Raw genomic sequence first — 12,395 nt, forward strand, 5'->3', positions numbered from 1 at the left:
CAATAAAGCGGAGCAAGGGAATGGGCGCTGTCCGCCGCACGGCATCAGCTGCTTGCGGCGGACAGCGTTCCCTCAGGGGTACCGGGCCGTCCCGTTCCCTGCCTTACTGCTTGGCGTTCTTCTGCTTGCGGGGCACCATGTCGGCCACCAGCACCACCACGGCCACCACGCTCAGCACTGCCAGCGCGATCTGGGCCACGTTGAGGGCCATCTGCCACCAGGGCGTGACGGTCACGATGCGGGTATTGGCGCCGATGCCGTCCATGCCCCGGGAGTGGAGCACGGTGTACAGGATGCGGTGGGCGGACTCACGCATGGCCTGGGCGATCTGGGCGTTGGGGGTCTCTCCGTCGGGGCCGTAGGCCGCGAACTCAAAGCCCAGGTCCCCGCTGGAGGCGGTATCCACGCCGGTGCCGGTGGTGCCGGGGAAGTTATCGGGGATGTCGTTGCCCGCCAGCACCTCGTGGGCCTTGCTCATGTAGTCGCCTTCGAACATGTCGGTGACGGCAAATCCGGTCATGCCGGCCTCGCCCCGGAGCCAGTCGGTGAGCAGCTCAGAGCAGGCGCCCGACCACACCGCGCCGATACGGTTGAAGGCGGTCATGACGCACTTGGCGTCGGCGTTGACGATGGGCAGCTCGAAGGCCCGCAGATAGATCTCCCGCATGGCCTGCTCGTTGCACCAGGTGCCCAGACCCTGCCGCTGCAGCTCCTGGTCGTTGAGGGCGAAGTGCTTGTTGTACACATACACGCCCTTGGACTGGATGCCGATGGTCTCGTAGGTGTCGATGAGGCCGGTCAGGATGCCGTCCTCGGAGTAGTACTCAAACACACGGCCGGCGTAGGGGGTGCGGTGGATATTCAGGCCGCTGCCGTAGAAGCCGGCGTAGCCCGCCCACATGGCGTCCTCACCGATGAGCTCGCCCACCTCCTGCACCAGCTGGTCGTTCATGGTGGCGGCCAGGATGCCGTTGCAGGGGTAGCAGGTGCCGGTCTGCTCCTTGTCCGGGTCGTTGGTCTGGTTGGCGTAGCCGTTGGGACCGGCGGAGTACTTCTGGGTCACGCCGGAGGGGCCGTTGTGGTCCAGGGTCTCAGGCATGCCGATGGACTCCAGAGAGACCGTCATCCGCAGGCCCACCGCGCACAGACGGGACAGGTCCTCGTAGGTCAGCTGGTTGAGCAGGTCGTCCCACATGGGGTCGTCGTAGGCAATCTCGCTGCCGTCCTCGTTCTGCAGCAGCTGGATCAGGCTGTAGTTGGTCTCAGTAGAGCCCATTACCGGCCACTGGTCGTCGTTCTCCGGCAGGTCGGACGCGTCCAGAATGGTGTCCTCATACATCTGGTCGGTCATGGACAGCTTCACATAGTTGTCGTTCTCGCCGTCGGCGTTCTCGTCGGCCCAGAGCATCAGGGTGCCCTCCCAGTTGCTGCGGGAAGCATAGGTCACGCTGTTGTCCCCCCTGCCCTCGTAGCGGTTGATGTCCGCGGAGGCAAAGAGGCTGGTGACGTCGTTGCCGGTGCCGTAGGCCTGGGCGTAGGTCTGGGCGTCAAAGGTGTAGTCCGCGGCGTACACCAGGTCGGCGTTGCCGTCGGCGGTCATGCCGTCGGCAGTGGTGTAGCCCTTGGCGGAGAGGGTGTTGTTGATGGCCTCGTGGCTGTCGTCCGCCGCAGTGAGGTAGTAGGTGCCGTCCTCCAGGATGTACACCCCGGTGCCCATGGCGTCATAGCTGGTGAGGAAATACTCGGGCACGGTGACCGTCACGGTCTCGCTGGCGCCGGGCTCCAGCAGGCCGGTCTTGCCGTAGCCCACCAGCTCCACAGCTGCCTTTTCGATCTGGTTCTCCTTGTCGTAGTCAGTGTAGGGCTTCTGGGCGTACACCTGCACCGCCTTCTTGCCGGCCACAGAACCGGTGTTGGTGACAGTGACAGTCACGGTGTAGGCCGCGTCGGTGCCCTGGCCGCTCTTCTCCACCTGCATGTCGCTCATGTCAAAGGTGGTGTAGCTCAGGCCGTAGCCGAAGGGATAGGCCACCACGTCGTCGTAGACATAGTCCCCCACGCCCGCGGTACCCAGGACCGCGTCCTCATACCGGGTCTCGGTGTAGCGGTAGCCCACGTAGATGCCCTCCTGGTAGACCACGTAGCTGGTGAACTTGGCAGGGCTGGAGGCATAGGTGTAGTCGCCGGCGTTGGTGTAGGTATAGACGCCGAAGTTGGACATGGCGGGGTCCAGCAGATTGTTGGTCCACCAGGTGTCGGGCAGGGAGCCGGAGGGGTTCACCGCGCCGCTGAGGATGTCGCCCACAGCGTACAGGCCGCTCTGGCCCACCGAGCCGATCCACACGGCCGCGTCGATGCCGTAGACCTCGTCGTCCAGGAAGGCGGCGGACACCGGGTTGGCGCTGTTGAACAGCACCACGATGCCGCTGATCTTGCCCTCATCCTTGAGGCCCTTCAGTCCCTCCAGGATGCCCAGCTCGTTCCGGTTGAGCATCAGGTAATCGGAGTTCTCAGGCACGTCGGCGCCCAGGGGGTTGGTGCCGCCGTCCACATGGTTGGTGCTCTTCAGGTCGTTGGCCTCGCCGCCCACACGGCCCACGACGAAGATGGCCACCTCGCCGTTGCCGAAGGTGGAGGCCGCGTCGCTCTCAGCGATGGAGTTCCACCGGGCCTCGTTGATCTCCTCGCCGCTGGAGGAGAAAGTGCGGCCATACTCTTCCTCCGCATACCAGTCCAGCAGGGCCTCGTTAGTCACGGTCAGGCCGCTCTCGGTCAGGGCGTCCACATAGGTGGGGGCATCGGCGGTATTCACCGCGCCCGAGCCGGTGCCGCCGTACACGGGAGCGGTAGCAGTGGCGCCGAACAGGGAGACTTCGGGGTTCTTCAGGGGCAGCACGCCGTCGTTCTTCAGCAGCACCGCGCCCTCGGCCTCGGCCTCCTCCGCCTTGGCCAGACCGGCCGCCTTCAGGTCGGCCACGGAGTCAAACACAGACTCGTAGTAGCGCACATATTCGCTGGAAGCGTCGTCTCCCTCCGTCACCGTCATGGAGGTGGAGGTGCCCAGGAAGCTGTTGATCTGACCGGAGAACTGGCCCGCAATGGTGTTGGCGAAGTAGACCAGGATCAGCAGGCCCACGGTGACGTTGGCAAAAATTTTCTTGAGTGTTCTTTTCTTTGAGGATTTCATCGGAAGTTCTCCTCTCTGCGCGTTCTTTCCATCAGGCAGAACGGTACTTTTTCATGTACAGTACCACCTCGGAGACCACCAGGGTGACCACCAGCAGCACGGCACAGGCCACCAGCTGGGTAAAAGCGGGGAAGGGCTCGATTCCGTAGATGGTATCGGAGACGGGCCAGATGGCGATCTTGATGAAGAGCATAAGGGAAATGCCGCTGCCCAGGCAGAGCAGGGCCGGGGCAAAGCCGGCGGTACGCTCATTCACAAACAGCAGGACGGCGGCGACCACGCCAGCGGCCGCCATGATGATGCAGATCCGCAGGTCAAATACCGGCTCCTTGTACTCGATCTCCCGGAAAATCACGCCGTAGCATACGGCGGACACGATGGCAAGCACGCAGGAGAAGAGGGTCACATAGAAACCGGGCGCTTTTTTGGATGTCTTCATAGAAAACGCTCCTCTCGACAGCCGGACAGGAGCTCGCTCCTGTCCGGCCGGGAAATGACCAGGTGATGGGGTACGGGAGGTGGAATCGGTTACGCGGCCTTGTCGAAGATCAGGCAGTAGGTCCAGTCGCCCTCAGTGCCCGGGCGCTCCAGGTGCTCCTCGCTGGCGCCCAGCAGAAGCTGCCCCTGGTTGTTGATGCCGATGACAAGGGTGCGCTCCGTGGTCTCCACATCGGCGGGAGCGCCGGTAGCCAGCTGGTCCAGGAACAGGCCGTAGGCGTCCACGTCCTGGAAGCGCATGGTAGCGGGGCCGGGCTGCTTGTAGAACTCGCCCTCAGTGACCACCTCGCCCTGGGGGAAGTCGGACCAGGCGGTGGAACCGCGATAGCCGTCCAGACCGTCGGCGGACAGGGTGTCGTTGATGCCGGCCACGCCGAAGGTCAGGTCGCCGGTCAGGTTATAGACCTGGTTGTGGATGTAGGCGGCATCGTCCACCAGCTCAGAGGGGTCCAGGGAGAAGGTGATGGCCAGGGTGGCGGCGTTGTCCACGGCGTCAAAGGTCTCGCCGCCCACATAGACCTGGGACAGGGTCCAGCTGCCCTCCATCTCGGATACATCGCTGCTGTAGAACAGCTGGGTGGCGGGGGCGCTGGGGTCGGGGGTGGCGGCGACTTCCTCGTCCTCGGAGGGCTGGGCGCTGTCGCTGGGCTCCACAGCGGGCTGAGCGCTGTCGGAGGGCTGGGTACTCACCTGGGCGCTGTCGGAGGGCTGGGTGCTGTCGCTGGGGGCGGGCTCGCTGGTGCAGCCGGCGAGGGTCATCAGGCACAGGGCCAGGCAGAGACTGAGAATCTTTTTCATTTTAATACGCTCCTTTTGTCATATAGCATGGGGTTGGAATAACCACACGGGGACAGACCTCTGAGACCAGAGGCCTGCCCCATGGGTTCCGCCGGGCATGGGCCCGGACGAAGGGCTGAAATTAGTAGCTCAGGCCGAAATCAGACCAGTAGAAGTTGCCGTCGGAGTCCTGATAGGCGTAGGAACCGGAGGGGGAAGCGGCCAGCACGTCGGCGTCCATGTACTGCTCCTTCTCATAGCCGGGCACGTCGTTGGGGGAGACGCAGATATCCCACATCTCGCCTTCCAGCTCGGTCTCCACCAGGGCGATGACGGAGGCGTCGGCCACCATGGTGACGGGCAGCTTGCCGGTGGGATTATAGGCGCCGGTCACCACCTGGACGACGGCGTCGTCGCTGGTGCTGAAGGTGCCCAACAGGGCGTCGCAGTAGGGCTCCATGTTGGTCAGGATCCAGGCGTTGGAGGCGTCGATCTCGCCCACCACCTTGCCGCCGTTGGCGTGGACGGCGTCGGCGATCTCCTGGAACTCGTCCATGCTGGCCACGGTGGTGACCAGGGCGGTGTCGTCGGTGCGCTTGGCGTTGTCGTCATAGATGGGGGTCTCCACGTCCTCGGCCAGATCCAGAATGGCCAGCTCGCTGGAACCCTGGCCCACGATGCTGGGATCCACACGCAGGTAGGCCACGTCGGCCTGGGTGTAGTCGTCCACCACGGTGAAGCCGGCGCCCTCCAGGGCGGCGACCATGCCGCTGACGTCAGCGTCATCGTCCTGGTTGAAGCCGTGGACATACACGCTCACGCTGGTGTCGCTCAGGGGCAGGGTGGCGTCGGAGTTCTTCATCAGAACCACGGACTTCAGGTTCATCTCCTCGGCCAGGGACTCCACCTTGGGGGTCACCTCATTGACGGTGGCCACGCTCTCCTCCAGGTCGCGGTAGGGGTTGTCCAGGTTGCCGCTCTGCATCTGGGGCAGCAGGCGGTGGTAGGCAGCCAGCTCCAGCTCCTCGCGGGTCAGGTCGCCGTTGGTGAGGGCCTCTTCGATCAGCTCGGGGCTGATGGCCATGCCGCCCATCTGGCCGGCGGCGCTGAACACGCCGGCGTCGCAGCCGGCCTTTACGAAGAGGACGGTCTGGTCATAGCCGGACATGTCCTCCACGCCGTGGGCGTTGCTCTGGCTGACGGAGTCAGAGTTGATGAGGCCGTCAAAGCCCAGAACCTCCCGGAGCAGGTACTGCAGCACGTCCTCGTTGAAGGCGTTGCCGTAGCCGCCCAGGCGGATGTCATAGGTCTCGCCGTTGTAGGTAATGGACTGGGGCGCAGTGCGGGGGTCGTCAGCGGGCTGGGAGTAGCCGGGCATGACGCCGGCGGCGCCGGCCTCAAAGGCGGCGATGAAGGGCTTGAGCTGGTAGTTGGCCAGGGAGTTCTCGGTGGAGTAGACGCGGTAGCGGCCGGTGTAGCCATGGCTCTCAAAGCCGTTGTAGGCGGCGCCGTCGCCGGGGAAGTGCTTCACGGTCAGCAGGACGCTGCCCTCCACCATGCCCTGGTCGCCGTTCTGATAGCCAATGACCAGGTTGCTGGCGATCTCCTCCGCCATGTCCACCCGCTCGCCGTAGGTGGTGGAGTTGCGGGACCAGCGGGGGGCGGTCACCAGGTCGATCTGGGGACCGTAGAGGGCTTCCACGCCCTTGGCCCACATGACCTGGCGGTCATACTGGGCGTCCTCCAGCACGGCGTCGGCATTGCCGTCGCCCAGGGACGCGGCGGCCACACCTTCGGAGTTGGGCAGGCCGTGGCTGATGGGGTTGGTGAAGGTGAGGTAGGGGACGGCCACTTCACCGCTGGTGACGGCCTCGTACTCACTGAACTGCTCCAGGCCGTTGTTGAACCACACGGCCACCTCGGTCTCCGGGTTGCTACGCAGGACGAAGTTGCGCATGCCGGAGGTCTGCAGGTACTCGATGTTGGTGGCGTCGGGGTCCTCATCGCCGCCGCCGAAGCCGCCCTGAGCGGGGTAGATCAGCGTCCAGACAGGCTCGCCGTTCTCATCCACCACGTCGGCGGTCTTGGTGCTCTTGGGGCTGTACGCCATGACGTTGAGGAGCTGATAGGACAGCTGGTGATCCGTCATGGCTGCGGCCATGGCCTGGGCGCGGGTCTCGGCGTCCAGACGCCAGTCCTCGAAGTCGTCCAGCTCCTGGTCGTTGTCCAGGTCGCGGAAGTACTTGCCGTCCTGAACGATGACGCCCAGCAGGGTCACGCCGATGGTGGGGCCGTCCTCGTTCTCATAGAACACGGGGTCGAGGAACTCAGCGGTCAGCTCATCCTCGTTGCTCGCCGTATAGGGCGCGGGGATGTAGCCGTCCTGAAGGGTGGTCGCGCTCTCCGTGGGGGAGGGGCTGGGGGATGTGGTCGGTTGCGTTGAGGGCGTATCCCCCGTATTGGTACAGGAGGTTGCCAGGGAGACGAGCATGGCTGCCGAGAGCAGCAAGGGAACGATTCTCTTCATGAATAACTCTCCTTCCTCGTAATATGACCCGTTTCGAGCCATGTGTATTATATTCGAATTATCTATTTTCCACAGCAAACCCTGCACAATCCGCAGATTTTTTGCACGAATTGCAATAAGCGCTCCTCGGTCGCACTGTCCCAGAGAAACATCTGTCCCCCGCAGAACTACGATACAGCTCTGATTTTTGGCAGAAAAAAACACCCATACCGGTCGATGTCTGACCGGTATGGGTGTTTTGTGTGGCAAAAAATTTCGGTTTTCGTATTTTATGGGGTCTCTCTATTGTGGGGCAGTTTTCGCCTTTTCCGCCCGTCTGCGGCGCTGCCCGACGTGTGGCGCCGTTACGCCGGCTGCCGGCTGCCGTCGATCAGCCAGATGGTCAGCTTGAACACGCCGTCCTCCGCCTTGACCTTCAGCTTGCCGCCGTACTTCTGGGCGATGGCCTGCATGCTCTTCATGCCGTAGCCGTGGAAGTCCTCGGCGTCGGGCTGGCTGGTGACGGGCAGGTCCTCCTCAAAATGCAGCTGGCCCTGGTAATAATTGGTCACGCTGATAGATACCAGGTCCCCGCTGCTCCGGATGATCATGCTGATCTGGCGCTTCTCCTCCTCCAGTCCCCGGGCAGCCTCCACCGCGTTGCCCAGCAGGGAGTAGATGTCCGACTCCGTGAGGAATCTCAGGCAGCTGCCGTCCCCCATAAAGCTCAGCTGGATGTGGTCCTTTTCGCACAGGAGGGCCCGGTCGGCCAGCAGCACGTCCAGGGTCTGGCTGCCGGTGCGGTAGGTCTGGTCATAGATGCGGATGAGGGACTTGATCTCCTTCTCCTCCTCGTCGGTGATGGGCAGGTGGTAGTCCTCCAGCTTGTGGCGGATGTCGTGGCACTTCATGTTGATGAGCTCGATGGTGTCCTTCCGCTCGGCCAGCTGCTTGCTGTCCTTCTTCCACAGCATGCGCACCATCTCCATCTCCTTGGTCAGCTTGGCCCGCCGGTTGAGCTCAAACTGCATGAGCATGCACACCAGACAGCAGATGATGGCGTACAGGCTCTCCGCAATGGTGCCGTATATATCCTGGGAGGTGCTGCTCTTGGCGAACCGGGTGATGCCCACGCAGACCAGCACCATGACCGCGCTGAGCAGGCCCATCCGCCAGCGGAACTCGCCCTTCTCGTAGTCAAAATCAAAGGCGCCGATCTTCCGGCCCAGCGCCACATAGACCACTGCGCAGAAGGGCAGATAGGACAGCAGCGCCCCCAGGAAATAGGCCGCGGAGTCGGAGGCCAGGTAGTCGGCCGGGTCAAAGCTCAGGCTGATCAGCTGCAATATCTGGTAGATCAGGTGCTGGGTGGCCCGGCCGGCGCTGGCGCAGCACAGGGCCTGCTCCCAGCTGGTCTGAAAGCAGAAGTGGAAGATGACCATGAGCATACAGAATTCTATGAGATAGTAGATGAACACCAACAGGCTGGAGGCGTACAGCAGACGGCCGATCAGCAGCACGCCGCCGGCTCCCAGGGCCAGGGCCGCGAGAAAGCGGGCCACAAAGTGCTGTCTCCGAGGGAAATTGATGAAAAACAGGGAGAAACACATCAGGTTCTCAACGTATACCAGAAAAAATTCATCCATCGTCTAAGTCCCACCCACCATGTATTCCGCATAGGCCTGCAGGAACTTCTGCTTGTACGACCGGCCGATGTGCAGCTTTTCGCCCTCCACCAGCACCTCGTCCCCCACCACACTGCGCACGTACCGCATGTTGACCACGTGCCAGCGGCTGATGGCGCAGTAGCTCTCGGGCAGCTGCTGGTCGATGGACTTCAGGGTGCCCAGGGAGCGGTACACCCCGTCCCGGGTGTGCCAGTTGAGGTAGTGCCCGTCCACCTCCACGTAGCAGATCTTCCGCACCTGAAGGCCGATGGTCTCCCCCTCGGTCCGGATCACGATCCGCTCCCCCGCCGTGCTGCCCACGTGGGCCATGATCCGCTTGAGCTTCAGGTCAAGGGCGTAGTCGTTGATGGGCTTGAGGATGTAGTCGAAGGCCTCCACCGCGTACCCCTCCACGGCATACTGGGCCATGTTGGTCACAAACACGATGGTCACCCCGTGGTCCATCCGCCGGATGGCCTTCGCCGCCTCCATGCCGGTCATGTGGGGCATCTCGATGTCCATAAGGATCAGATCGTAATTTGACTTGTAGGCGTTGATCAGCTTGAGCGCGTCGGGAAGCCGGGTGATCCGGAACTCCAGCTGATTTTTGGATGCATACCGTGTCAAAGAATGGATGATGGTCTTTGCATCCTGATCGTTGTCCTCGACCACTGCAATATCAAACATCTCCCTCACCTGCCCCATGCCAGTCTCTCCCCGGAAGGCGGCAGAGCCCCGCCGTCTCAGCCCGCCATGGGCCGACCGTCTCTCCCGTTTCCGTGGATTTTATCTCGTATTTTTAATTATAATATCATAATCCTTCAGGGCGGGCAATTGGTTTTCCCTTCAATGGCAGGCGGCCCGCTGCGCCGCGGTTTTCCCTTTTCCCGGCAAAATTTTGCCTTTATTCCCGTTCTGCCGGGCGCCGCCATACCTGGGAAGGAACCAAAATCACAAGAAAAATTTTTCAAATTTTATGGATGCCGCCCATGGCGCAGGCCGCAAAACGCGCAGCAGTAGGGGGCCTTTCCATAATGGAAAGGCCCCCTACTGCTGTATCAGTCCAAGCTGGTCGGAAAAGGTATAGGTGATCTCCATGTGCCCGTCCGCAAAAACCAGGATCTGCTTCACCGCCTCCGCCACGGTGACCCGGTCCAGCCCGGTCAGCCTTCCCTGCCGGACCAGCGCCTCCACCCATGGGTTTGGCGCGGTCTCCTCCCCGCCGCCCGGCAGCCCCTTCAGCTGGGCGGCGAGTTCCCGCTCCTGGCGCTCGTAGTCCTCCCGGTAGCGCAGGAAGTCCTGCCGGCTGATGAGTCCCTCCCGGTAGTCCTCATAGGATGCCTTTTTCAGCCGGTAGAGCCGCTCCAGCCCCTCCTCCAGCCGCCCCCGCTGGTCCCGGGGACCGGGGGCAGTCCAGGCTTCCGCCTCGTCCGCCAGGCCCCCGAGGTCCCGGACTCCGGATATGACCTGGTTCAGGTCCTCCAGCACGATCTCCTCCAGCAGAACGTGGGAGATGCTGTGCTTGCTGCACACGGCGGGACCGTACCGCTTGTAGGAGCCGCAGCTGTAGTAGATCCCCCCGGCGCTCCTGGTCTTTACCATGGCCCGTCCGCAGTCGCCGCAGCGGAGGAACCCGGCAAAGGGGCTCTGGTTCCCCTCAAAGCTCAGCGCTCGGGTCCGCTTCTCCAGCAGCGACTGCACCCGCTCCCACTGCTCCCGGCTGATGATGGCCTCGTGGGTGTCGGGCACCACCGCCCAGTCCTTCCGGTCTCTCTGCCTCGCCCTGCCGTGCATGGCGGGCCGCAGGCTCCGCCCCTGCTCCATGTCCCCCGCGTACATCTGGTTGCGCAGCATCCGGTGGACCGTGGCGTAGGTCCAGTAGGTGGTCTTGTCCATCCTGCGGCCGTTGTGGTACCGCTCCCCCAGGATCCGCTTGTACTCGCTGGGACTGGGGATCCCCTCCTGGTTCAGGCACTTGGCGATCCTGACCTTTCCCCAGCCGCCCTCGAACAGGTCGAAGATCCGCCGCACCACCTGGGCGGCGGGCGGGTCGATGAGCAGGCGGTTGTGGTTTTCCGGGTCCTTCCGGTAGCCGTAGCTGGCAAAGGCCCCCACAAACTCCCCCCGCTCCTGCTTGGTGCGGATGGCGGAGCGCACCTTGTCCGAGATGTCCCGGGCGTACTGGGTGTTGAAGATGTTCTTCATGGGCAGCAGCATGTCGTACCGGCCTGCGGCGCTGTCCACGTGGTCGTTGACCGCGATGAACCGCACCCCCCGGGCGGGGAACTCCCGCTCCAGATACCGCCCCACCTCGATGTAGTCCCGGCCGAACCGGGACAGATCCTTGACCAGCACGCAGTTGACCCTGCCCTGTCGGATGTCCTCCTCCATGCGGCGGAAGGCGGGGCGGTCGAAATTGGTGCCGGTGTAGCCGTCGTCCTGGTAGAAGTCCGCCAGGCGCAGCTCCGGCCGGGCGGCTATGTACTGCTCCAGCAGCTTGCGCTGGTTGGCGATGCTGTCGCTCTCCGCCTTGTCCCCGTCCTCCCGGGACAGGCGCAGGTAGCCCGCCGTCCTCCACACATCCAAACCCCGCTCGCCCCCTCTTTATGGAAACAGCTCACTTCCTGTGGGCCTTGATCAGGGCCCGCACCAGAGCCTCCGGGTCCCTGGCGCCGTCGAACCGGCGGGATATCCGCCACAAGGCCCGCTCTCCCGGCCTGCTGCGTTGGGCCATAGCGTGTCCTCCTCTCCTGCGTTCTCTCCCCATTGTATGCATCCCCGGAGCGGTAATATGCCGGGCCGGGCAAACAAAAAGAGCCCTCACACCGGCCATTCTCTTCAGGCCGGTGTGAGGGCTCTTTCCTGTTCTGTCCGCTGTCCCCCGCCGGAAGCGGGGAGATGTCCGGTTTTCCGGCGCCTGGGCCCTGGGAAACCGTTACTTCTCCTGCCGGGGGACGATGTGGTCCTTGTCCTTGTAGATGCAATTGGCGGGAATCACGCCCCGGACGCAGGAGGTGGGATAGACGCTGCTGTGCCGGCCCAGGATGGTGCCCGGGTTGAGGACCGAGTTGCAGCCCACCTCCACAAAGTCGCCCAGGATAGCGCCCATCTTCTTCCGTCCGGTGGGCATGTCGGTCTCCCCCTTCACCACCACCAGGGTCTTGTCCGACTTCACGTTGGAGGTGATGGACCCGGCGCCCATGTGGCTCTTGTAGCCCAGGATGGAGTCGCCCACATAGTTGTAGTGGGGGGTCTGGACATTGTCGAAGAGGATGACGTTTTTCAGCTCCACCGAGTTGCCCACCACGCAGTGGGCGCCCACAAGGGCGGAGCCCCGGATAAAGGCGCAGTGGCGCACCTCGGTCTCAGGCCCGATGATGCAGGGCGCGCCCAGATAGGCGGTGGGGGCCACCACGGCGGTCTTGTGGACCCAGACGTGCTCCTGGGGCTGGCTGTACTCCTCCGGGGAGAGCTGGCTGCCCAGGGAGAGGATCATCTCCTTGATGCCGTCCAGGGCCTCCCAGGGGTACTGGAACTGGCTGAGGTACTCCCCCGCCATGGTGTGGGACAGATCGAGCAGATCGGAAATGGTGATGTTCATCAATATGGGACCTCCCATTTTTCAGTTTTATATGGTTCTTTGACCCCATGCCCGGCACTCTACTCCGAACGCCGGGCATTTCCCGTCTCTTTATGCCATTCCACTTCATGATAGCACAAAGCAGCGCAAAATACCACTCGCATTTGACGCTTCGGCGCC

The 12,395-nt window shown here is 63.1% G+C and carries 8 protein-coding genes; all 8 read right to left on the reverse strand.

The window, feature by feature from the left end; genetic code table 11:
• Positions 1 to 103: 103 nt before the first annotated feature.
• The 8 genes from WMO64_RS06455 to WMO64_RS06490 all read right to left on the reverse strand — a co-directional run bounded on the left by WMO64_RS06455 (position 104) and on the right by WMO64_RS06490 (position 12,236).
• On the reverse strand, positions 104 to 3,187 hold the full coding sequence (locus WMO64_RS06455) for a glycoside hydrolase family 3 protein (protein WP_349231431.1): 3,084 nt from the start codon (positions 3,185 to 3,187) through the stop codon (positions 104 to 106).
• Positions 3,188 to 3,218: 31 nt separating this feature from the next.
• Positions 3,219 to 3,626 (reverse strand): hypothetical protein, encoded by a 408-nt coding sequence (locus WMO64_RS06460; RefSeq protein ID WP_349231432.1) that lies wholly within the window; start codon positions 3,624 to 3,626, stop codon positions 3,219 to 3,221.
• Positions 3,627 to 3,715: 89 nt separating this feature from the next.
• Positions 3,716 to 4,483, reverse strand: a complete 768-nt coding sequence (locus WMO64_RS06465) for a hypothetical protein (RefSeq protein ID WP_349231433.1) — start codon at positions 4,481 to 4,483, stop codon at positions 3,716 to 3,718.
• Positions 4,484 to 4,604: 121 nt separating this feature from the next.
• Positions 4,605 to 6,989, reverse strand: a complete 2,385-nt coding sequence (locus tag WMO64_RS06470) for a glycoside hydrolase family 3 N-terminal domain-containing protein (protein WP_349231434.1) — start codon at positions 6,987 to 6,989, stop codon at positions 4,605 to 4,607.
• Positions 6,990 to 7,333: 344 nt separating this feature from the next.
• Positions 7,334 to 8,530, reverse strand: a complete 1,197-nt coding sequence (locus WMO64_RS06475; RefSeq protein ID WP_349231435.1) for an ATP-binding protein — start codon at positions 8,528 to 8,530, stop codon at positions 7,334 to 7,336.
• A gap of 87 nt (positions 8,531 to 8,617) precedes the next feature.
• A complete protein-coding gene (locus WMO64_RS06480) occupies positions 8,618 to 9,322 on the reverse strand; it encodes a LytR/AlgR family response regulator transcription factor (protein WP_349231436.1) in 705 nt (234 codons plus the stop codon).
• A gap of 360 nt (positions 9,323 to 9,682) precedes the next feature.
• Positions 9,683 to 11,215, reverse strand: a complete 1,533-nt coding sequence (locus WMO64_RS06485; RefSeq protein ID WP_349231468.1) for a recombinase family protein — start codon at positions 11,213 to 11,215, stop codon at positions 9,683 to 9,685.
• Positions 11,216 to 11,570: 355 nt separating this feature from the next.
• Complete coding sequence (locus WMO64_RS06490) at positions 11,571 to 12,236, reverse strand: acyltransferase (protein WP_294518017.1); 666 nt, start codon at positions 12,234 to 12,236, stop codon at positions 11,571 to 11,573.
• Between the last annotated feature and the right edge of the window lie 159 nt (positions 12,237 to 12,395).

Origin of the sequence: Pseudoflavonifractor intestinihominis, from assembly GCF_040096055.1 — a bacterium.
GTDB lineage: Bacteria > Bacillota > Clostridia > Oscillospirales > Oscillospiraceae > Pseudoflavonifractor > Pseudoflavonifractor intestinihominis.

Coding starts and splice junctions, on each gene's coding strand:
- WMO64_RS06480 (WP_349231436.1), bottom strand. CDS start 9,322: ATGTTTGATATTGCAGTGGTCGAGGACAACGATCAGGATGCAAAGACC.
- WMO64_RS06460 (WP_349231432.1), bottom strand. CDS start 3,626: ATGAAGACATCCAAAAAAGCGCCCGGTTTCTATGTGACCCTCTTCTCC.
- WMO64_RS06465 (WP_349231433.1), bottom strand. CDS start 4,483: ATGAAAAAGATTCTCAGTCTCTGCCTGGCCCTGTGCCTGATGACCCTC.
- WMO64_RS06470 (WP_349231434.1), bottom strand. CDS start 6,989: ATGAAGAGAATCGTTCCCTTGCTGCTCTCGGCAGCCATGCTCGTCTCC.
- WMO64_RS06455 (WP_349231431.1), bottom strand. CDS start 3,187: ATGAAATCCTCAAAGAAAAGAACACTCAAGAAAATTTTTGCCAACGTC.
- WMO64_RS06490 (WP_294518017.1), bottom strand. CDS start 12,236: ATGAACATCACCATTTCCGATCTGCTCGATCTGTCCCACACCATGGCG.